Origin of the sequence: Exiguobacterium algae, assembly GCF_018617875.1 — a bacterium.
Classification (GTDB): domain Bacteria; phylum Bacillota; class Bacilli; order Exiguobacteriales; family Exiguobacteriaceae; genus Exiguobacterium; species Exiguobacterium algae.
In genome coordinates, this window is the sequence record NZ_JACSKZ010000001.1 from 499,125 (window position 1) to 519,212 (window position 20,088).

The 20,088-nt window shown below is 46.6% G+C and carries 24 protein-coding genes; 8 read left to right on the forward strand and 16 right to left on the reverse strand.

The features are described from left to right. The first annotated feature begins 51 nt into the window (after positions 1–51). A complete protein-coding gene (locus KNP03_RS02560; protein ID WP_214824865.1) occupies positions 52–1,164 on the forward strand; it encodes an aminopeptidase in 1,113 nt (370 codons plus the stop codon). Positions 1,165–1,207: 43 nt separating this feature from the next. Here the strand turns inward: KNP03_RS02560 and KNP03_RS02565 are convergent, their stop codons facing one another. The 6 genes from KNP03_RS02565 to KNP03_RS02590 all read right to left on the reverse strand — a co-directional run bounded on the left by KNP03_RS02565 (position 1,208) and on the right by KNP03_RS02590 (position 5,719). Next, on the reverse strand, positions 1,208–1,660 hold the full coding sequence (locus tag KNP03_RS02565; protein WP_214824868.1) for a Dps family protein: 453 nt from the start codon (positions 1,658–1,660) through the stop codon (positions 1,208–1,210). A gap of 99 nt (positions 1,661–1,759) precedes the next feature. Next, a complete protein-coding gene (gene murC, locus KNP03_RS02570) occupies positions 1,760–3,067 on the reverse strand; it encodes a UDP-N-acetylmuramate--L-alanine ligase (RefSeq protein WP_214824871.1) in 1,308 nt (435 codons plus the stop codon). Positions 3,068–3,152: 85 nt separating this feature from the next. Next, positions 3,153–3,884, reverse strand: a complete 732-nt coding sequence (locus tag KNP03_RS02575) for a hypothetical protein (RefSeq protein WP_214824874.1) — start codon at positions 3,882–3,884, stop codon at positions 3,153–3,155. 53 nt (positions 3,885–3,937) lie between these two features. Further along, positions 3,938–4,552, reverse strand: a complete 615-nt coding sequence (gene ytpR / locus KNP03_RS02580) for a YtpR family tRNA-binding protein (RefSeq protein WP_214824877.1) — start codon at positions 4,550–4,552, stop codon at positions 3,938–3,940. Positions 4,553–4,606: 54 nt separating this feature from the next. After that, positions 4,607–5,401: a DUF1444 family protein gene (locus tag KNP03_RS02585; RefSeq protein WP_214824880.1), complete on the reverse strand. Its 795-nt coding sequence runs from the start codon at positions 5,399–5,401 to the stop codon at positions 4,607–4,609. A 6-nt stretch (positions 5,402–5,407) separates the two neighbouring features. Beyond that, the gene (locus KNP03_RS02590; protein WP_214824882.1) at positions 5,408–5,719 is read right to left on the reverse strand and encodes a thioredoxin family protein; all 312 of its coding nucleotides are present in this window, start codon (positions 5,717–5,719) and stop codon (positions 5,408–5,410) included. A gap of 117 nt (positions 5,720–5,836) precedes the next feature. Here KNP03_RS02590 and KNP03_RS02595 point away from each other — a divergent pair, with 117 nt between their 5' ends. Further along, entirely contained in the window at positions 5,837–6,166 is a 330-nt protein-coding gene (locus KNP03_RS02595; RefSeq protein WP_214824885.1) for a hypothetical protein, read from the forward strand. Between the two features lie 45 nt (positions 6,167–6,211). On the opposite strand, the gene KNP03_RS02600 is transcribed toward KNP03_RS02595, so the two are convergent. After that, entirely contained in the window at positions 6,212–7,228 is a 1,017-nt protein-coding gene (locus KNP03_RS02600) for a PTS sugar transporter subunit IIC (protein WP_214824887.1), read from the reverse strand. A gap of 123 nt (positions 7,229–7,351) precedes the next feature. Continuing rightward, a complete protein-coding gene (locus tag KNP03_RS02605) occupies positions 7,352–8,425 on the reverse strand; it encodes a M42 family metallopeptidase (protein WP_214824890.1) in 1,074 nt (357 codons plus the stop codon). Between the two features lie 136 nt (positions 8,426–8,561). Between KNP03_RS02605 and KNP03_RS02610 the strand changes: the two genes are divergently transcribed. The 4 genes from KNP03_RS02610 (at position 8,562) to dhaM (ending at position 10,915) form a co-directional block, all read left to right on the forward strand. Next, a complete protein-coding gene (locus KNP03_RS02610; protein ID WP_214824893.1) occupies positions 8,562–8,864 on the forward strand; it encodes a PepSY domain-containing protein in 303 nt (100 codons plus the stop codon). A gap of 102 nt (positions 8,865–8,966) precedes the next feature. Next, the gene (dhaK, locus tag KNP03_RS02615; protein ID WP_214824896.1) at positions 8,967–9,944 is read left to right on the forward strand and encodes a dihydroxyacetone kinase subunit DhaK; all 978 of its coding nucleotides are present in this window, start codon (positions 8,967–8,969) and stop codon (positions 9,942–9,944) included. Between the two features lie 19 nt (positions 9,945–9,963). Continuing rightward, complete coding sequence (gene dhaL / locus KNP03_RS02620) at positions 9,964–10,554, forward strand: dihydroxyacetone kinase subunit DhaL (protein ID WP_214824899.1); 591 nt, start codon at positions 9,964–9,966, stop codon at positions 10,552–10,554. Between the two features lie 16 nt (positions 10,555–10,570). Then, positions 10,571–10,915, forward strand: a complete 345-nt coding sequence (dhaM, locus tag KNP03_RS02625; RefSeq protein ID WP_338082706.1) for a dihydroxyacetone kinase phosphoryl donor subunit DhaM — start codon at positions 10,571–10,573, stop codon at positions 10,913–10,915. Between the two features lie 60 nt (positions 10,916–10,975). On the opposite strand, the gene KNP03_RS02630 is transcribed toward dhaM, so the two are convergent. Together KNP03_RS02630 and trmB are read right to left on the reverse strand one after the other, a co-directional pair. Beyond that, positions 10,976–11,485, reverse strand: a complete 510-nt coding sequence (locus KNP03_RS02630; protein ID WP_240544415.1) for a hypothetical protein — start codon at positions 11,483–11,485, stop codon at positions 10,976–10,978. A 105-nt stretch (positions 11,486–11,590) separates the two neighbouring features. Beyond that, a complete protein-coding gene (gene trmB, locus KNP03_RS02635; RefSeq protein ID WP_214824903.1) occupies positions 11,591–12,238 on the reverse strand; it encodes a tRNA (guanosine(46)-N7)-methyltransferase TrmB in 648 nt (215 codons plus the stop codon). 137 nt (positions 12,239–12,375) lie between these two features. Here trmB and cydS point away from each other — a divergent pair, with 137 nt between their 5' ends. After that, on the forward strand, positions 12,376–12,486 hold the full coding sequence (gene cydS / locus KNP03_RS13645; RefSeq protein WP_420827874.1) for a cytochrome bd oxidase small subunit CydS family protein: 111 nt from the start codon (positions 12,376–12,378) through the stop codon (positions 12,484–12,486). A 45-nt stretch (positions 12,487–12,531) separates the two neighbouring features. Here cydS and KNP03_RS02640 read toward each other — a convergent pair whose 3' ends face one another. From KNP03_RS02640 to pepV, 6 genes are all read right to left on the reverse strand, one after another. Beyond that, positions 12,532–13,326, reverse strand: coding sequence for a phosphotransferase (locus KNP03_RS02640; protein ID WP_214826198.1), 795 nt, complete (start codon positions 13,324–13,326; stop codon positions 12,532–12,534). A 50-nt stretch (positions 13,327–13,376) separates the two neighbouring features. Beyond that, a complete protein-coding gene (gene pulA / locus KNP03_RS02645; RefSeq protein WP_214824905.1) occupies positions 13,377–15,542 on the reverse strand; it encodes a type I pullulanase in 2,166 nt (721 codons plus the stop codon). Positions 15,543–15,570: 28 nt separating this feature from the next. Continuing rightward, on the reverse strand, positions 15,571–16,410 hold the full coding sequence (locus KNP03_RS02650; RefSeq protein WP_214824907.1) for an NERD domain-containing protein: 840 nt from the start codon (positions 16,408–16,410) through the stop codon (positions 15,571–15,573). Then, complete coding sequence (thpR, locus tag KNP03_RS02655; protein ID WP_240544416.1) at positions 16,380–16,964, reverse strand: RNA 2',3'-cyclic phosphodiesterase; 585 nt, start codon at positions 16,962–16,964, stop codon at positions 16,380–16,382. The genes KNP03_RS02650 and thpR overlap by 31 nt, the downstream gene beginning before the upstream one ends. Continuing rightward, positions 16,961–18,094, reverse strand: a complete 1,134-nt coding sequence (locus KNP03_RS02660) for an MFS transporter (protein WP_214826202.1) — start codon at positions 18,092–18,094, stop codon at positions 16,961–16,963. Before KNP03_RS02660 ends, thpR begins: the two co-directional genes overlap by 4 nt. A 77-nt stretch (positions 18,095–18,171) precedes the next feature. Then, positions 18,172–19,557, reverse strand: a complete 1,386-nt coding sequence (gene pepV, locus KNP03_RS02665) for a dipeptidase PepV (protein WP_214824909.1) — start codon at positions 19,555–19,557, stop codon at positions 18,172–18,174. Positions 19,558–19,866: 309 nt separating this feature from the next. Here pepV and KNP03_RS02670 point away from each other — a divergent pair, with 309 nt between their 5' ends. Then, positions 19,867–20,088 carry a DeoR family transcriptional regulator gene (locus tag KNP03_RS02670; RefSeq protein WP_214824912.1) on the forward strand — a complete coding sequence of 74 codons (222 nt, stop codon included), beginning with the start codon at positions 19,867–19,869 and terminating at the stop codon, positions 20,086–20,088.

Genomic DNA, 20,088 nt, shown 5'->3' on the forward strand with positions numbered 1-20,088 from the left:
TTTTCGATTACACTAAAATAGAAATAAACTAAAAAAATTAGGGGTGGTCGTGTGAGAGATCCAAGAATAACGCAATTAGCAGACGGTTTGATCAATTATTCCGTCAAACTTCAACCAGGAGAAAACGTTCTGATTGAAAATTTCGGTGTAGAAGAATCGCTCGTTGAAGCGCTCGTCGAAAAAGCGTACGAGGCAGGAGGGCATCCTTTCGTCTTATTGAAAGAAAGCCGCATCTTACGCAAACTTTACACAGGGGCAAGTAAAGACCAGCTCGAGCTGATGGCAGATATCGAGCGTAAACAGATGCAAGCGATGGATGCATACATCGGACTTCGTGCCGGTGACAATATTAACGAATTGTCTGACGTACCAGCAGAACAACAGAAATTGGTCGGCGCGACAATCGGCAAAATGCATACCGAAGACCGCGTCAAAGGGACGAAATGGGTCGTGTTACGTTACCCTTCTCCATCAATGGCACAGCTTGCTGGAAAATCAACTGAGGCATTTGAAGACTTTTATTTCAACGTTTGTACTTTAGACTACGAAAAAATGGACCGCGCGATGGACGCGCTCGTTGAATTGATGAACCAGACCGACCGTGTCCAATTGAAAGGACCAGGTACCGACCTTTCCTTCTCAATCAAAGACATTCCGGCAATCAAATGTTCAGGTCAAATGAATATTCCTGACGGAGAAGTCTTCACTGCACCGGTCAAAGATTCTGTGAATGGTGTCATCACCTACAACACGCCTTCCCCGTACCAAGGATTCACGTTCGAGAATGTGAAGTTGACGTTTAAAGACGGGAAAATCGTAGATGCGACCGCAAACGACACGGACCGGATCAACGAAGTGTTTAACACAGATGAAGGCGCACGTTATGTCGGTGAATTTGCAATCGGTGTGAACCCATACATCCAACATCCGATGAAAGATATTCTCTTCGATGAAAAAATTGATGGCAGTTTCCACTTCACACCGGGACAAGCGTATGACGATGCCTATAACGGAAACAACTCGTCTGTACACTGGGACCTCGTGAATATCCAGCGCCCAGACTATGGTGGCGGAGAAATCTGGTTTGACGATGTACTCATCCGTAAAGACGGTCGATTTGTCGTTGACGCCCTTCTTCCACTCAACCCTGAAAACCTTAAATAATTAAAAAATGAAGGGCGTCCCAACGGGCGCCCTTCATTGCGTGTTACAAGCTTGTTTTTTTACCAAGCGCTGCAGACATCATCCAAATCTCTTTTTCGAGTCGTTCGATGTGAGAAATAAATGTATCCTCGATTGCTTCATCACCGTCTTCGAAATGCTCCATCGCATCCTGCATTTCTTGACGAATTTGCTTGAAGTCCGTGATCACATCTTTGATCATTTGTTCTGTCTCTGCGTTGCGGTCACCTTCTTGGAGGGTTGAGTGCTCCAAATACTCTTTCATCGTGGCATATGGTTCCCCGTCATTCATCAAAAGACGCTCCGCCACGTCATCATATAATTCTGCCACGAGATTGTAGAGTTCCTCGAGTTTCTCATGATACGTGAAGAAGTGTGGACCACTGATGTACCAATGATAGTTATGGAGTTTTACAAACAGTAGTCCATAATTAGCGACTTCTTTGTTCAACGTATTCAGTGCACCTTGACTAGCCATTTCGAACATCTCCTTTGTAATATTCAATCGCTACTACTATTACCGAGATGCGCTTTCGTTAAACATGAAAAAGGAGAGGCGCGGCCTCTCCTTTGGTGTTTAAGCTTCTAGTTTGACGATTTCTTCATATTCACGTTGATACGTCTGAATATCTCCTGCCCCCATGAAAAGGAGCACCGCTTCTTCATGTTCACGAAGTACCGCTGTACCGCCGCGTTTCAGGATATTGGCCCCATCGATTCGAGATTGTAAATCTTCAATCGTGACCGTACCTTCCTGTTCACGTGCAGAACCGAAGATGTCACATAAATAAACAGCATCCGCCTCAGACAACGCCTCGGCAAAGTCATCCATAAATGATTTCAGACGAGTGTACGTATGCGGTTGGAAAATCGCTACGACTTCACGATCCGCATACTTTTTACGTGCCGATTCGACCGTGGCACGGATTTCACGTGGATGGTGAGCGTAATCATCAACTAACACCTGATTGTTCAGTGTAGATTCACTAAAGCGACGTTTGACTCCATTAAATGTTTCAAGCCGCTCTTTCACCAAGTCTTTTGGTAAGTTCTCATAGTCACACGTCGCAATGACGGCCAGTGCATTCAATACACTATGATCTCCGTATCCCGGGATGCGGAACGTTCCGTAGAAATCGTCACGTAAGAACACATCGAATGTCGTTCCGTTCTCTGTTGACGTAACGTTTTCAGCACGAAAATCATTGTGCGTGCCAAAGCCGTAGTACACAATCGGGACATTCGCCTGGATGTGTTGAAGGTTCTCATCATCTCCACACGCAATGATGCCCTTTTTCACTTGCTTGGCCATTTCTTGGAATGCATCGATGACATCATCAAGGCCAGAGAAATAATCAGAGTGGTCAAAATCAATATTCGTCATAATGGCATAATCAGGACGATAGTATAAGAAATGACGCTTGTACTCGCAGGCCTCGAATACAAAGTTTTTAGAATCAGCAACACCCTCGCCTGTCCCGTCCCCGATTAGGAACGAGGTTGGCTCGATGCCCTGCATCACATGAGCGAGCAGGCCAGTCGTAGATGTTTTGCCATGTGATCCTGTGATGGCCACACTTGTATAGTGGTCAGCAAGCTCACCAAGAAACTCATAATATTTATAAATCGTCAAACCGAGTTCACGGGCACGGACGACTTCCGGATGATCATCCGAAAACGCGTTCCCTTGAACGATGATTTGATCTTCTGAAATATTGTCAGGGTCAAACGGTAAAATTTCGATCCCTTTGCGTTTCAGTGCTTCTTCTGTAAAAAATGCTTTTTCAACGTCCGATCCACGGACTTCATTATTCATATCATTTAAAATTTGAGCTAAAGGACTCATGCCCGTTCCTTTAATTCCGACGAAGTGATAACGGTTCATCTGTAAATAGCCCCCCTAATTCATTGCGGTTCGCCAAAATGCGACAAACCTTTGTCATTATAGCAAAACTCATAGAGTCGTGCTATTACAGATTGTTGTTTTTTTGCGCGAGCCGTCGGCTACGATACATGGCCATCCGGTCTTTTGGCGTCATCATCACGTTTAGCGGGGGTGTATCCGCTTTAAAAGATACTTGGACAGCCGGTGTCAATTCCGTGTCATCCGGTAATTCGGTCTGCTCCGACTCCGTTTGTAATCTTTCTGCAACATGTTCAACGGCCGGACCGATTGTTTCAGTCATCACTTCTAACTCAACATCCTCTTGCTCTTTGACTTCGGGTTGTTCCTCTACGAAAGTCACTTTTTTAGCATTCAAGTTTGTCGAGCTCATGAATACAGAAGAAAACCCATCATCCGTGATTGAAACATCACCCAGTACGGGTTGTGATTCTATAGAGGCATGTGTCACTTCCTCTTCCATATCTTCACTCGTATCCGGATTCATTTCCCGATCCGTTTCTTCGATCGCTTCCTCATTCATTACAAAAGGCACTTCTGTCGCAAGCGATGTGTCAAGCGATTCAACTGATGTTTCGTCTTTCTCAAATTCTCCTCGTGTTTCAGGAGAGTGAGCATCTGGCAATACGATCTTAGGCTTCGGACGCGCATAGCCATAGATTGGTGACGGCACATCCGACGGGATAAATTCTTCAGGAGGTTCTTGCTTCGGTGCGACCGGAGCAGTCTTTCCTTCTTTCGAAAGTTCGCGTTTGATTCGCTCCGCTTGCTGTTTCAATGAACGTTCATATGCATCCATACTTGATTCCTCGCTTTTTACTCAATCCGTATTTAACAAAAAATCGGTCGAATTTAGCGACCGATTTTAAATGCTGTACCTACTTCATATTCGTCATCCAATACTAGAATTCCTTTTTCCTGCGGTGCATCAGGGAGATTCAATTCACGTGCAGAACAAATCATGCCGTGTGAGCTTTCTCCACGTAATGCAGATGGACGGATAATGAGACCTGACGGCATGACGGCACCCGGTTTTGCGACAACCACTTTTTGGCCAGCCGCTACGTTCGGGGCACCACATACGATTTGAACCGTCGATCCATCGATTTGAACTTGGCAAATCGAGAGTTTATCAGCGTCCGGATGCTTTTCAGCCTGCTCGACATAACCTACCACAAACTTCGGTGACAAGTCAGCTGACGAAAAGTCTTCATCAATTTGATGCTTCTTCAACACCGACTGAATCGTTTCAACCAATTCCTCAGTTAAATCGACCGGACCGTGCCAGGTCGTCACATCAAAATATTCACTTGCCTGAAACAGGTTGTAGCCATTCACTTCACCATCTGCTGATTTGACGACCGCGACATCTCCAATCCGTTCAACGGTTTGATGATGGCGTTCTCCTTCTTTCAACAAAATCATGAGTACATCGCCGATTCCTTCGCGATTATAAAATACGTTCATTTGCATACTTCCATACGTCCCTTCTTTCAAACTCGACACAATTAGTTTATCAGATTATGTGTCCGTTGGCGGGTTCTTTTTTCCAACAATAAAAATTGGCTCAAACTGGCCCGCCTCGTAGTGGAAGGCAAGTGCTGTAATTGGAATTCTACCGTTTGTGAAAAAGTCGAACATGAGTTGTTGCATCGCATCATATCCTTGATCGTTCCGAATGTCTGCCACAATCATCACGTCTTGATGGGGCACCCCGACCAACATCTCACCTTCCACGCGTCGCGCCATCATCCGTAAAAAATCTTCGTTTAATACACGTGATGCCTCATACCCATCCCGGGTGGACAGGAAATAAAATGGATTTCCTGCGACTTGATCCTGTTTCATCTCGGTCGGGAGTTTTTTCACGTTATTGCGCGCGATTTCATCCAACTGTTTCAGTGTCATCCCGTCACCCAAGTGGCGTTCTTCAATCAATCGATAACCGTCACCACGATCCAGCGCATAAAAAACAGCTGTCTCGGCCGTATGCGGCATCGTGACGAGCGCTTCCCCCGCCTTTGTCATCTTCGAGAAGGAGTTGGAACGGATGACCGGGAAAATCTCTGACTCATGCCCAATGAGTGAAATCGTCTCGTCAGCTGTCAATGCAGATTGAATATAGTTTACCACTTCATCCACGGCGACTTGTCCACGTACTTTCGCTTTCGCAACAATCGGTGCTAGACGAATATTGACACCGAAGCGATCGGTTGCCCGCTCGACCCGCAGCACTTCGTTCTCACGATCATACGATGTTCGGTACCCTTCTTGAAATTTCGATTCCAGGTAACGTCTCAATTCATTGCGTTCCATAAAACGTCACCCTAACCCGTTCAAGAATGCTTCCACCTGCTCAGGTGTTTTTCGTTCTCGACCGACATAACGGTCTACTTCCATCCCTTCGAGGAAGGCGACAAAGCTTGGAATCCCAAAGATATCGAGTTCTTGAGCTAATTCCATGAAGTCATCTCGATCGACGTAATAAAACGTCCAGTCCGGGAATTTTTGTTCGATTTCAGGCATGAACGGGTCGAGGAAACGGCAATCTCCACACCATGTTGCCGAGAACATGAATACACTTTTCTCTTGTTTCGCTTCATTATATTGAGTCATCGTTGATAATTGTTTCATTTTTCACCACTCCTGTTCATTTTTTCCTCACTAATAATAGCATAAGTCGTATCAGACATTCCGCTCTCCTGTTTGTTATAATCAAAACCGAGACTAATGGAAATAGGTGACCTCTTCATGAAAGTAACGCGAGAAAAATTAAATCCCGAAATGAAACATCCGCTCGAACAGCTTGTCAGTGTCGTCGGTATGCTTGCAATTTTGCGCTATGGCTATTTGTTTATCGATACAGAAAAAACAAGGGTTCAAATCTTGATTTGGCTCGTCGTCGGATTCGCTGTCATTTACGTCGTGGAGCAACTCCTGAAACGAACTGCCCGCCATCTCCCCATCGTCCGTAAACGGTTTTTGATCCCCGTTTACGTGATTCTCTTCGCTTTATTCTTAGGAAGTTTCCGTGTCCCACGTGAAACAGTAGATGCCGTCCGACATTTCTTCGGCATGTAAAAAGACAAAGTTGACCGAATCGGTCGCCTTTGTCTTTTCTATTTCTCAATATTCGATTTTCATATCGTTTGGACGAATGCGCCCTGTCCGCTTCAACACTGCATAAACCGCGTAACTCAATAATGCGGGTCCAATGAACAGGAATCCGATAACAATAATGAACGTATACCAACTAAATCCCATCGTCTCTAGCATGACGATTGGTCCTACAAATCCGCTTGTCCCCATTCCGGCGCCCGCTGCAATACTTTCCAACTCAAATAATAATATGGCGATCGGGGCCAGTACAGCCCCTGCTAAAGTTGGCGGTAAGATAATCCACGGATTTTTGACGATATTGCCGACTTGAAGCATCGATGTTCCGATTCCTTGAGCAATCGCTCCTCCCACACCGTTATCCTTATAACTCGTCACCGCAAATCCAACCATCTGCGCGGCACATCCGACTGTTGCGGCACCCGCAGCGATTCCGCTCAATCCTAACATGAGTGATATGGCAGCACTTGAAATCGGAGCGGTCAATGCGAGCCCCATTAATGTTGCGACAACCACACCCATAAAGAGGGGTTGTTGCTCTGTGCCCCATTCAATCCACGTACCGAGCTGCGTCATGAACAACCCAACATACTTTCCAATATACGTAGCACTTAAATATCCTATGGCGATGGTTGTAAACGGCGTGACAAGAATATCGAGCTTTGTTGATTTCGAAACGAGTTTAGACGTTTCCACAGCAAGAATCGTCGCCACATAACTACCGGCAGGACCAAATTCATAACCGAACGCGCCCACAACGAGCGCTGAAAATAAAATAAGCGGCGGGGCCTCAAGAGCGTAAGCGATTGCAATCCCAATCGCCGGCCCCGTCAAACTGATGGCGATATCTCCAATTTGAATGAGCACCTCTCCGAGATTTGAAAAAGAGGTAGTCCCGATCTGTCCGCCGACCGTTTTGATGATCAGACCAATAATTAATGTACTGAATAACCCTAGGGCCATATAGCTCAGTGCCGTCACGAAATAGAGAGACGGACTGAGTGTGATTCCTTTATTCTTTAACACATAAATCCTCCTAACAAACTGTCTTGTCACTAGTATGTAATCTGTCTATACACTTTTATCAGTATAAGGTTTTTTTGACAAATAGCAATATAAAAAAGCCACAATTTGATTGTGGCTTAAAAATCAATGGGATGGACGCAACGTCTCGAGAGTTGAACGATCGAGTCGTTTGACAACAGCTTTCAGTAACGCTTTCGCCGCATCGTAATCGTCTGTGTGCAAAATCGAAGCATGTGTATGGATGTATCGGGATGCAACTCCGATTACCGCAGTCGGGACCCCTTCCCCACTCATGTGAACGCGTCCTGCGTCTGTGCCGCCTGGCGAGACAAAGTATTGTGTCTTAATATTTTCATCGGATGCCGTATCGAGCAAGAAATCACGCATTTCCGGTGACATGACCATGACGCGGTCCAAAATCCGAATCAGCGCGCCTTCTCCGAGCTGTCCGAATTCCGTTTTACTTCCAGAAGCGTCGTTTGCAGGCGAGGCATCCAGGACGAACGCGATATCCGGTTGAATCAACTCCGAAGCCGTCTGTGCACCGCGCAATCCAACCTCTTCTTGTACGGTAGCACCCGAGAATAAAATGTTCGGGTGATCGGCTTTTGTCGTCTCTTCTAATAATTCGACAGCAAGACCGACTCCGTAACGGTTATCCCATGCCTTGGCCATAATTTTTTTCGGGTGATGAAGTGGTGTGAACGCACTTGACGGGATTGCCGGAAGCCCCGGACGAACACCCCATGATTCCGCTTCTTCTTTGGAATCTGCTCCGATATCGATAAACATTTGTTTGATTTCCATCGGTTTGCTCATTGCGTCCGGTCCTAACAAGTGTGGCGGTGTAGAGGCCACGACCCCCGGAATTTTCGCATCAGCCGTCACGATATCAAAGCGTTGAGCCATCAACACTTGACTCCACCATCCACCGAGTGGCTGTATGTACAACATTCCGTTGTCAGTGATTCGCGTCACCATAAACGCCACTTCGTCCATGTGACCCGCCACCATCACGCGTGGACCTGATTCGTCCCCGACACGTTTTCCAAAGATTGAACCGATCCCATCCGTCATCACTTCGTCTACGTGAGGTGTGATTCGTTCGCGAACAAACTGGCGGACCTCGGATTCAAATCCAGGGGCTCCCGGTAGTTCTGTCAGTGTCTTAAATAAATCTCTTGTCTTTTGTTCCATTTCCCTCATCCTTTCCATGCATCCTGGTCTCATTATATACAAAAGTTTTGCCGAGAAGCGAATGCTTTTCATTTCAATAGGGTACAGGTTTTGGTACGATGTATTTGATAGCCATAGTTCAAGGGGAGGTAGTCATATGAAAAAAAGGTATTGGTTAATTGGAATCGGGGTCGCCGTCATTGCCGCACTTATGACGAAAAAGGCTTTGGATGAACGCAGCTTATCTGCAGAAGACGCTTTAGAGTATACGAAGCGTGCTTTCTCAGCGAAAGGACATGTCCAGGGGGCATGGATTTCAGCTTCACCTGAGATTCATACGTATGACGGTCGTGAATACGACGTCTACAAAGGTGGCATCTCCGTTCTTGAGAATGAGGAAGAGAAGACATATGAGTTCACAGTCGACTCTGAGACTGGCGCTTTACTTGAATATGCATGACGTAAAACCGACGAATCATTCGTCGGTTTTTTTGTTTAGTCTTAGCAAAAGAGTGGAAAATTGAAATTGGTAGTTTTCCAAATTGAAAAGGAGTGATCCCGTGTGAAAAAACTAATCGGTGAAGCAAGCGAACTCGTGTCGCAAATGGTCGAGGGAATGGTGCACGCCCATCCAGAACTGTATGGTCGGGTTGACGGGGTAAACGTCATCTGCCGTGCCGATGGGGCCAAATCAGGAAAAGTCGGTCTTGTTTCAGGTGGCGGAAGTGGTCACGAACCTGCACACGCCGGCTACGTCGGAGATGGCATGCTTGATGCGGCGGTTTGTGGGGAAGTCTTTACCTCACCTACTCCAGATATGGTACTCGAAGGGATTAAAGCTGCCGATGGCGGCAACGGTGTATTGCTCGTCGTCAAAAACTATTCTGGTGACGTCATGAACTTCGAACTGGCTGCAGAGCTTGCTGAAGGTGACGGCATCAAAGTGGACCATGTCGTGGTAGCGGATGACGTCGCGATTTCTAACAAAGAGGACCGCCGTGGTGTGGCAGGTACCGTTTTTGTGCATAAGATTGCAGGCGCTGCCGCCGCAAGCGGAAAATCACTCGAAGAAGTGAAAGCGATTGCAGAAAAGGTTGCTTCGCACGTCCGTTCGATGGGGATGGCAGTCGAACCTTGTTATATGCCTGTGAGCGGAAAACCGGGGTTTGATTTAAATGAAGATGAGATGGAGATTGGGATTGGGATCCATGGTGAGCGAGGGGTCGAACGGAAACCGGTCAGTGATGTCGATGCCATTGTCGATGACCTACTCGGACATTTGCAAAAAGAGGTGGAGCCAGGTGAAGTGGCCGTCATGGTAAACGGAATGGGTGGCACACCACTCTCAGAGCTATATGTCACGTACCATTTTGTCGCTCAAAAATTAGAAGCGGCAGGGTACAAACTAAAACGTAAATACGTTGGCAATTACATGACTTCACTCGAAATGCACGGATTCTCGATCACGTTACTCCCGCTTGATGACGAAATGACAGCATATCTCGATGCCCCATCGTCTGCACTTGGGTTCAAACTATAATAAATGAGGTGTTCGTTACATGTTGACGATTGATGGATTTAAGCAAGCGTTACGCCATACCCAAACTGAAATCGAGTCGCAAAAAGACACGTTAACCGATTTAGACCGTGCGATCGGGGACGGTGACCATGGAATCAACATGTCACGCGGATTTGAAGCCGTTCTCTCGATTCTTGACGAAGATTACGACTCTCTAGGCGCACTGAGCAAAAAAGTAGGAATGACGCTCATGTCTAAAGTCGGTGGTGCTGCGGGACCTCTTTACGGATCGGCTTTCGTAAAAATAGCAGCCGCATTCGGTGATGCCAAGGAAGCGGATTTCGCTCTCGTCAAAGAGGCGTTATTGGAAGGAACGAACTCCATCAAGGCGCGTGGCAAGTCGGAAGCGGGTCAAAAAACGATGGTGGACGTCTGGGAACCTTTCGCCTTGAACGTCGATGAGGGCGACAACTACGATTCTCAGTTAAACGAATTAGTCCAGAAAACCGAAGATATGATTGCCACGAAAGGACGTGCCTCATACTTTGGAGAAAACTCGCGCGGTACGATTGATCCGGGTGCACTCTCGAGCTCTATTTTACTCAGCGCCTTGATGAAGGAGGTCGGATAACATCGTTGAGCTTATTATCGTCTCCCATAGCGCCAAAATCGCCGAGGGAATTCAAGATTTGATGAAAGAAATGGCTCCATCTGTCCCCATTCATTTGGCAGGCGGACTTGAAGACGGTTCAATCGGTACCGATGTCAATCGCATCATGGCAGCGATTGAACAGGTGAACGAAGAAGCCATTTTGCTCAGTGATATCGGATCGGCCACCATGAATGCCGAACTTGCCATCGAGATGCATGAAGGCGACCAAAAAATTGTCTTCTTTGATGGACCGATTGTCGAGAGCGCATTCGTCGCTTCGGTCTCGTCCGGCAACGGCATGACTGCAGAACAAATCGTGGAACAACTTCAAAATAACTAAAAACCCCCGTAGCAACCGACATTGCAGGTTGTTACGGGGGTTCGTTTGTTCACATGATGATTAACGCGGGTTGTCGTTCTTCTCGTAAACAGGGTTCATATACGAACTTGTTGAATAGAAACGTGGTACGACAACAAACAAAATGAGTGCCGGAATCGCAATCAACAAGAGTAAAATCAACACTGGTAACCAGTAGATGACTTTTTGACCGAGCATGTCGATATTCGCATCTGCGAAATCGCCCGCTCCTTCAACTTCTGCAAGTTCAGCAGTTGTTAAGATTTTACCTTCAGTCGCATCGAAATAATGGAACTCCGTTTTACGCGTGATGAATAGTCCGTCACGGATTGTATCGAGTTCAACAACGGCCGCGACTACTTCGTTCCCGTTAGAATGGCGAAGCGTCTCTTCTTTGATGATTTTCGCCGTTCCTTCTTTGTAATCATAATGCGTAGCTTTCAAATCCTCTTCGAGTGCGTCTAAGAACGCTTCGTTCGCTGAGGTATTCATTGGTGCGATTGTTAGAATGAAGATTACTGCAAGCAGGCTTGCCCATGCTTTTTTCAACATCCCCATGTTCCCCCTTCTCTTATTCCAGTTTAGCGTCATTCCTATTGTACCAAGAAGAAAGAAAAAAGTGTGAAGAAAATACTACTAAAATAAGAAAAAAGCGTGTCAATTTTTCGGACGGAAGACAGCTTCCATGCGATAAATCGGCTGACCAAGCGCGCTAAAGCGTTCTTCATACTCAGTTCGAACATTATCTTCTGGTTCATCGGCATGTAAATCAAGTGAAATCTCTGTGAAAAACATGCCATATTGGCTCATACTTTGCAAGGAATATTCAAATAATCCCCGGTTATCCGTCTTAAAGTGAATTTCCCCACCTTTTGGCAAGACCGCCTCATATGTCGCAAGGAATGTTTTGTAAGTCAAACGGCGTTTCGCGTGACGTGTTTTCGGCCATGGGTCAGAGAAGTTCAAATACACCCGATCAACTTCTCCTGCCTCGAAGTATTCAACGAGTTGCTTCGCATCGACTGTCAATACTCTCACGTTCGGCATCGGTGTATCGACCAGTTTTTGCACGATGGAGACCGCGACGCTTTCAAAAAGTTCGATCGCGATAAAGTTGACATCCGGGTACTGCTTGGCCATCCCTAAAATAAATTGTCCTTTTCCAGAACCGACTTCAATGAAAAGAGGATGGTCATTACCAAACTCTTCTGCCCATTTCCCTTTCAACTGATCAGGATTGGGGATAAAAATATGCTCTTGAGCCTCCATATATTCTTTAGCCCAAGGTTTATGACGTAAACGCATGAAAATCCTACCTTTCGTTCAACAAATGTTCAAAGTTTTTGTGACAGCGCAGTTTCTAAGCGTGCACTCCTCTTGCGATTATACACGAAAACATAGTTTAATGGACGTGAATCATCCTTCACAAGGAGGTTAAAATCATGAGCACGTTAGATCAATTTCTCATCTTCTATGCAGGTCCCCTCACATTTTTTGCTGGCGTCATCGCCACGTTTGTTTGGGCCTACTTTATGAACCCTGATGATGTTTGATGCATACCGAAAGGGATGGCTTCTTGTTAAGGAGCCATCCCTTTTTTAATTGATTCGTTCATATGCTTCATCAATCAACTCACGGAGTACGTTTAACCCTTCCGTTTTAGCCGGGGCGCTAACTTCTCCGTAAATCGTGAGAATCGTTTGCGCAATCGCGTACCAATGCATGCGATAGTGCAGCTCGCTCGAGTACTCGACGCCGTAGTGTTCAAACCACGCTTCCCACTCCACGTCATCCACATAACTGTAGACGACCATCGCTAAATCGAAGGCCCGATCGGCAATAATGGCATCATCCCAGTCCGTTAAATAAAGGAGACCCGATTCATCTTCGATCCAGTTGTTATGATTTAAATCAGAATGACAAACGACAAACTCACGCTCATCATCATTCGGTAAATGATCCTGTAACCAAGTGATGGCTTCGACAATGGTTTCATCTGCTTCATCCTGTTCGTAGGCTTCACATTGTTGGAGCAACAGTTTTGACGTGACCGGGGTGTGATTCAATTGTTGTAGCATGAATAATAGCTCTTTCGAATCATGAATCTTCCCTAGCTGCGCCGCAACATCTGGTCGCTTCATATCCTCAGGCGAAAGCTCACGGCCTTCTATAAATTGTTGCGCACTTAGCACGTCACCGTTAAACATCCGCTTTGTCCAGAGCAACTTCGGCACGATTCCTTCTGCCGAAAGAATTGCCAGGAACGGAGAGGAGTTTCGTTTAACAAAAATCTTTTGTTGGCGCGTCGTCGCAACATACGCTTCACCTGTAATTCCGCCAGCGGAAGCGACAGTCCACTCCTTGCCGAGCGCACCGATAATATCTGAATACATATTCATCACGCTCAAATCTTACGTAAAATTATAGAGATACAATCAACATCTTAACACGCAATAATCGTCATTGACAACGACTCGACCTGAATCTCGTCCGGGTTTCTCAAAATCGGTGCCACACTTGCCTGCTCGCCTTGTACATAGACATTCCAATCCGCATCACTTGGGAAGGCGACTTCCTCAAACGTTCCATTCAAATAGACACGCACACGTTGCCATGCATCATACGAATGACTTGCGGTGAGCTCATAAATGATGACACCTGGTGGTGAAGGTAAAAATGTGAAGTGGTCGATGACTTTCTGACGCGAATCATAACGGAAACACGTATGAAGTCTTCTTAATTTTAACAGGGTTTTGACATACTCGATATCGTCTTTTCGAAGATCACGTAAATCCCAATCAAAATGATTGATATGATCAGGAGAATTATAACTATTCTCCACCCCGTGCTTCGTTCGTCCGAATTCTTGGCCTGCATGTAAGAATGGAATACCCTGCGACGTGATGACGACGGCATTTGCTAACCGCTGCATCCGTAACCGGGTTGGCTCATCCACGCCGTCACACGAGAGGCGTAGTTTGTCATAGATTGTATAGTTATCATGCGCTTCCGCATAGTTGATGGAATACTCGGGGCTTGGAAAACGACCGACTGTCACATTTGGGATGTGAATCGCTCCGGTCAGGCACTCGCGGAGTTCCCACTCCCGCCAGTCATTTCCCGAAATAAATCCTCTCTCCTGGTCGTTAAAGGTCGACCCTTTCAGTGCATCTCGGATCATGTCGTTGAAATGACCAATACGGGGCATGAATGCGGCATTTTGAGACGTTGCTTTTTGCGATTGCCCGAGCGGGGTCGCCAAGTCCCAGCCTTCCCCGTAGACGAGGATCGACGGATCGATTTTATCGAGCGCGGCCCGAACCTGGTTCATCGTCTCGACATCATGAATTCCCATTAAGTCAAAACGGAATCCATCGACCTGATAGGTTGTCGCAAAAAAGCTGACAAAATCCACAATCATCCGCCGCATCATATAGCGTTCAGAAGCCGTATCATTCCCCACGCCCGTCCCATTTGCAATCGTTCCGTCCGGTTCATACCGGAAATAATAATAGGGAACCAATGCTTCTAAAGAAGACTGTTCTCGAATGTATACGTGGTTCATCACGACATCTGTGACGATGCGAAGACCTGCACGGTGCAAGTCCGCGACGAGTGATGCATATTCATAAATTCGGCTCATCGGTACATCAGGCCGTGACGCATAACTGCCTTCTAAACTGAACCAATGAATCGGGTCGTACCCCCAATTGTAGGGCAACCGCGTCGCTTCATCGACACTGCCGAAATCGTGCACAGGGAGCAATTGAATATGGGTGACACCAAGCTCTTTCATATAGTCGAGGCCCGCGGTATGTCCCCCTAACGTCCGCAATCCTTTTTCCGATACGCCCCCATACAATCCCTTTAGCTGACTCGTCGACGACGGATGGCTCGTAAAATCCCGAATGTGCAGTTCATAGATGACGGCATCGGTCGACTTCCATAAAGGAGGTCGTTCTACCCGCTCGACTTGCTCTTCGATGAACGACTCTACGTCCGAGAGTACGCCAAACTCTCCATTGATGCTGACACATTTGGCATACGGATCAACGACTTGCTTCGTGTCGACCGGTGTCTTCACCTCTAACCGATAAAAAGCGCCTTCCAAATGCCGGGGGATATCACCATGCCATACCCCTCTCGCTCCCCGGTTCATCTTGAACCGTTCGATTTCCCGATGCGTCCTTTCATCATGAACGGTGATCCAAATCGAAAATGCGACAGGAGACCACACATATGCCTCAATCCCGTGTTGGGTAAATTGGAGTCCTAACGGACCATCATACGCATACCGGCGCTCAAACTCTTCGGTTTGCACGATTTCTCTCGGGACGATGACCATCGTCTTTTGTCCCGGATGAAAGACGGTATAGACCGCTTCTAATGAAATCGGTCTTTTCAGACGTAAATTTCGTTCAATGGTACCCGTCTCTGTTGTCTGTTCATAATCGATGACATACTCGATTGGTCGGCCGTTTTTCTCAATCTGGACGGGAACGGATTCATACTCACGTACGATCTCTAGTTGAATTTTCTCAAACGATACGAAAGATGCCCGCTCAATCGTTACATGGGAGGCTGTCTTCTGTTCTGGTGGATGATACATATGCGTCCCTTCCTCTCGCTCACTTTCATCACTGTTCTAAAAATTGTCGAAACGGCATCTTAGCTGTCTGTTCTAGTAGGGTCGCCACATCTCGAATCTGTTGGGCTTTCACAATTGGCGCACGTCCATTTACTTGCTTGATCCATTGCGCATACTCACTTCTCCCAACGAACTGTGTCGAGCGTATGTCTGGGATTTGATCAAAGTAGCCGTCTGGTGCCAATACTACTTTTTGAATCACTCCAGCGTATGACGGAAGAATTTGTCTAACGAGTTCTTCAGTACGTGATAACGAAATCAACGGATTGATTACACGGGTATTTTCCCCTTTAAACGGTTGATGAACCCACGTCTTCTCCTTCGATACGTGATAGATGCTCCGATCTCCCTCGAGCCACTCCAATAGGTACAGATGGGAGGGTCCGATGATGAGATGTGACAACTCGACGGTCGCCCCGTTCCACTCGATGACGGGACGGAATAGAAAGAAGTGTCGCTCGTTCCACTCTTTTCGCATTTTTTGATAAGCGCTGTCCCTCAAAAAAGCTAAATGAGGGAGGTCTCTCTCCATCAAGCCATCACAAGCAAACTGCAATTTTTGTATATGCCGGCGCTCGGTCAACATCTTCTGAAGTTGCGTTTCGGACAACGGCTGCGGTTCGAGTTCAATCCATTCTTTTCGTGCCCAAAATTTCCACCACGGCCGCTTCACATCAATGATTTCAGGCGGCGTCAATTGATTGTTCTCATGAAGTCGGAGAATTCTTGCTGCATCTGACTCTACGTATTCCAAGTAGCGATTATATTGATCCAACACATTACGTTCATATTTAGAAGTTACGTCAAAAACTTTAACCGGGATTGCCATAAGTCCTCCTCTGACCGTTTGAACGGAAATACTTCAATTGCTTCATATGAAGGGGTCCGGTTAGGATGAACTTCATATAAAATCACTTCATTCACGGTTTCAACGATATCAAATGTTGGTGCTACATACAGGGTACGTTCCCCTTTCCCCCACTTCTTCGCAAGTGTGACATGAGGGACGAACGCTTTTCGATCCAGTTGCGGGATTTCCGCATGTAATTCACGACGCAAGTTCTCGGCAAATTGCCGAAGTGGCTCAGACGGGTCGGGTGTGATGGTCAAAACACGAGGTTGGTCCGGACGGCCAAAGTGATCGATTGTTTGAAAATGTAACAGGAACGATTTCGTCTCGTTGGCCACGCGACGTGTAATCTCTTTGACCGCTTCTAGTGAATCCTGGTCCAGTCCTCCCAGAAATTGAATCGTGACATGAAATTCGTCCCGTCGATATACACGACGATACGAATAGTACGGAAGAATGCTTTGTTGAACCGTTTCAAATTGAGCTGACTCGACGGGAATCGCAATAAAATAATGGGACGTCATTTCCATCATCCTTTCACCTCATGACGCATCAACATCATCCAAAGCACCGCTCCCACGCCTGACATCAACATATACACCCAAAACACGCCAATCACACTGTTAAACTCAATCATCCAACCACTTAACTGATTAAATCCCGCTGTGGCTAAGCCCGATGTCAATGCCATATATAGTCCGATGGCAGTCGATGACACTTGGCGGGTCACTAGCTGGCGGACGAACTGTAAGGCGACCGGAATCAGGAGTCCGACGACTAGACCTTGTACGATTGCCAACATCCAGATCACCCAAAACGGTGGTTCCAATGCGAGCCACCCATTCCGGATAGCTGAAATCAACGCCGCGGTCGCCAGGACGTTTCGACTCCCGAAGCGGGACACCACTTGATAGGCAACTTTCATAAACGGGATCTCGAAGAGAACGGCGACCAAAAAAAGTGTTCCGACTAAAGTCGTCGAGCCGCCTCTCTCTGTAACATAAATGCCGAAGTAATAATTATTGGCGTAAATCGGACCGAACACGAGCATGCCTCCGACCAAAAACCAAAGAAACCGCGGGGTTAATACCGACGACCAGTGCATCGGAGCCATTTTGACTTCTTGTGTCGCTTTCTGTTCAGAAATCCGGCTGACGATGAAGCCGCCAATCATCAGGAAAATTGCACTCAATACGAACGTGCTGGACAATCCCCATGTCGTGTCTGAAATCCGGCCCATCACGAATACCGCGATGGCAAATCCGGCAGACCCGAACAGGCGGATCGTTCCATAGTCCACTTTCGAACGAGCCGTATACTCTAACGTCATCATATCAACGAGCGGAATGTGTGCACATTGAAAGACCGACCAAGCGAGCATAAGTAAGACAATCCATACATATTCAGTCGCCATCAAAAATGTGAACGAGATTGCTGCCGCACTAATCATTGAGAGAATGAGCCAAGTGCGGACACGTCCGGTTCGATCAGCTACCACCCCCCATAACGGCTGAATCCCGATTGACAGGATCGGTAAGATTGCAACGATCGTGCCGACCTGACTTGGCGACAAGGCAAACCTTTCTTGTGAAAAAAAGAGGGTCATATAAGGAATTAGCGCACCTTGCGCAAAGAAAATCGCAATATACACAGATTGAAACATTCGTTTTTCCGAATTCAATGGTAACTTCCTTCCTAACGGACAGAGAGCCGACCAAACCAGTCAGCTCTCTCAATTTCTTATTTAGCGAGCTCGTAAATCGCTTCAGCATAAATCGCCGCAGCGCGTAACAAATCTTCGATTTCCATATACTCATCCACTTGGTGGGCGACATCTTCTGCACCCGGGAACAAGGCACCGAACGCTACACCCGCCTCGAGAGAACGGGCATATGTCCCTCCGCCAATTGCCATGAGATTTGCCGTCTCACCCGTTTGACGTTCATACACCTCGGCCAACGTTTTGACGAGCGGATGGTCTTCTGCCACATGGTGGGGCGGCATGTGATGACGGGTCTTCAGTTCAAACCCGAACGACAAGGCGATTTCTCTTAGGTTTTGAAGACGTTCTTCAAATTTCGCCGTATACGGATAGCGGATATTAACCGTCGCCGTCCGTTCTTCATCATGATAGCGGAAGACGCCGCCATTGATTGTTAAATCACCTGTCTCATCAGTTGCTTCGATTCCTAGCGAAATCCCGCGTGAATCAGCAAACACGTGACGGACAAATTCAATATAACGCTCACCTTGAATATCAAGCGGGAGCGGGAGCAAGAATCCGGCGAGCATATACGCAGCGTTGATCCCGTTATCCGGCTCCATGGCGTGTGCCGCTTTCCCTTTCATCGTGAACGTGTACGTTCCTTTATCCCATTCACACGTTCCTTCCGCCTCATACTTCTCCAAATACGCTTCAAACTGTTCTTCAAGTACTTCATCGGTCTGAAGGACCGCCGTTGCCACATCCGGTACCATATTCGGCCGTTCACCACTCGTGAACGAAATCAGGTGATACTTTGTCAATTGAGCATGCTGGATTGGCAGTTGTGTCAAGACACCATCATATAACCCTTTCTCGGCGTTAATGATTGGGAAGTCCGCATCTGGAGCGAACCCGTACGTTGGCATCTGTTCTTGTTTAAAGTATTCACGTACACAACGCCATTCACTTTCCTCATCGCATCCCGCAATCAAACGGACTCGTTTCGAGAGCGGAAGGCCCAGCTCTTTTACAATTTTAAGGCCGTAGTAGGCAGCCATCGTCGGGCCTTTATCATCATTACTTCCTCTTGCGACGATTTTACCGTTCGTCACCGTCGGATTGAATGCACCGTATGTCCAACCGTCACCTGCAGGAACTACGTCCAAATGACATAGGATCCCGACGATTTCCTCACCATCGCCATACTCCAGATGCCCTGCATAGCCTGAAACGTCTTTCGTTTTAAAGCCGTCCCGTTCTCCGAGGTCAAACATGTAATCCAACGCTTGTCTGACTTCAGGTCCAAACGGCATATTTGGTGCAGCTTTAGATTCATCCAATATACTAGGGATTTGTAACAAACCTTTCAAATCTTCCAATAGTGCTTCTTTTCGATTGTCGACTTCCTGTCTCCAATTCATGGCAATCTCCCCTTTTGCGAATAATCTCTCCCTTATTAGTATATCCAAATGTAAGAAAGACGAACATTCATTTACGAAAGTTTTTTTCGTTCGTATTTAGTCCTGTTTTTTACATTCTTATTCGAACCTTCATTCGCAATTTACCTTCTAAATGTTTTATTTACAATTGAATCGTTCGTTCTTTCCACTTGCATTTTTCAGAAAGAGCGGTATACTAAAGGTGTAATTTTAGAAAATAACAATTTTATATTTCATTTTGTCGTTTGTAGGTTTTGTCAGTCATTATTCTACACATTGGGAGGTCATCCAATGAAAGGCTCAACAGATCGGATGTTAACGCGCATCAAGTCCATTTATTTGTTCATCAATGAAAGGGAATCCGTTACCACTTCAGAACTAGTAGAAGAGTTCGGCATCACGTCCCGTACGGTGCAACGTGATTTGAACGTACTTGAGTACAATAACCTTGTGGAGAGCCCTAGCCGTGGTACGTGGACTGCATCAAAACGTTCACTCAAAACGGCAAATTGA

Excerpts from the sequence above, each read along its gene's own strand:
- cydS (WP_420827874.1), top strand. The coding sequence starts at position 12,376 with ATGAGCACGTTAGATCAATTTCTCATCTTCTATGCAGGTCCCCTCACA.
- thpR (WP_240544416.1), bottom strand. The coding sequence starts at position 16,964 with ATGATGGAAATGACGTCCCATTATTTTATTGCGATTCCCGTCGAGTCA.
- KNP03_RS02595 (WP_214824885.1), top strand. The coding sequence starts at position 5,837 with ATGAAAGTAACGCGAGAAAAATTAAATCCCGAAATGAAACATCCGCTC.
- trmB (WP_214824903.1), bottom strand. The coding sequence starts at position 12,238 with ATGCGTTTACGTCATAAACCTTGGGCTAAAGAATATATGGAGGCTCAA.
- dhaL (WP_214824899.1), top strand. The coding sequence starts at position 9,964 with ATGTTGACGATTGATGGATTTAAGCAAGCGTTACGCCATACCCAAACT.
- ytpR (WP_214824877.1), bottom strand. The coding sequence starts at position 4,552 with ATGAACGTATTTTATAATCGCGAAGGAATCGGCGATGTACTCATGATT.
- KNP03_RS02605 (WP_214824890.1), bottom strand. The coding sequence starts at position 8,425 with ATGGAACAAAAGACAAGAGATTTATTTAAGACACTGACAGAACTACCG.
- pulA (WP_214824905.1), bottom strand. The coding sequence starts at position 15,542 with ATGTATCATCCACCAGAACAGAAGACAGCCTCCCATGTAACGATTGAG.
- pepV (WP_214824909.1), bottom strand. The coding sequence starts at position 19,557 with ATGAATTGGAGACAGGAAGTCGACAATCGAAAAGAAGCACTATTGGAA.
- KNP03_RS02590 (WP_214824882.1), bottom strand. The coding sequence starts at position 5,719 with ATGAAACAATTATCAACGATGACTCAATATAATGAAGCGAAACAAGAG.
- KNP03_RS02650 (WP_214824907.1), bottom strand. The coding sequence starts at position 16,410 with ATGGCAATCCCGGTTAAAGTTTTTGACGTAACTTCTAAATATGAACGT.
- KNP03_RS02670 (WP_214824912.1), top strand. The coding sequence starts at position 19,867 with ATGAAAGGCTCAACAGATCGGATGTTAACGCGCATCAAGTCCATTTAT.
- KNP03_RS02575 (WP_214824874.1), bottom strand. The coding sequence starts at position 3,884 with ATGGATGCATATGAACGTTCATTGAAACAGCAAGCGGAGCGAATCAAA.
- KNP03_RS02630 (WP_240544415.1), bottom strand. The coding sequence starts at position 11,485 with ATGTTGAAAAAAGCATGGGCAAGCCTGCTTGCAGTAATCTTCATTCTA.
- KNP03_RS02610 (WP_214824893.1), top strand. The coding sequence starts at position 8,562 with ATGAAAAAAAGGTATTGGTTAATTGGAATCGGGGTCGCCGTCATTGCC.
- murC (WP_214824871.1), bottom strand. The coding sequence starts at position 3,067 with ATGAACCGTTATCACTTCGTCGGAATTAAAGGAACGGGCATGAGTCCT.
- KNP03_RS02640 (WP_214826198.1), bottom strand. The coding sequence starts at position 13,326 with ATGTATTCAGATATTATCGGTGCGCTCGGCAAGGAGTGGACTGTCGCT.
- KNP03_RS02565 (WP_214824868.1), bottom strand. The coding sequence starts at position 1,660 with ATGGCTAGTCAAGGTGCACTGAATACGTTGAACAAAGAAGTCGCTAAT.
- KNP03_RS02585 (WP_214824880.1), bottom strand. The coding sequence starts at position 5,401 with ATGGAACGCAATGAATTGAGACGTTACCTGGAATCGAAATTTCAAGAA.
- KNP03_RS02660 (WP_214826202.1), bottom strand. The coding sequence starts at position 18,094 with ATGTTTCAATCTGTGTATATTGCGATTTTCTTTGCGCAAGGTGCGCTA.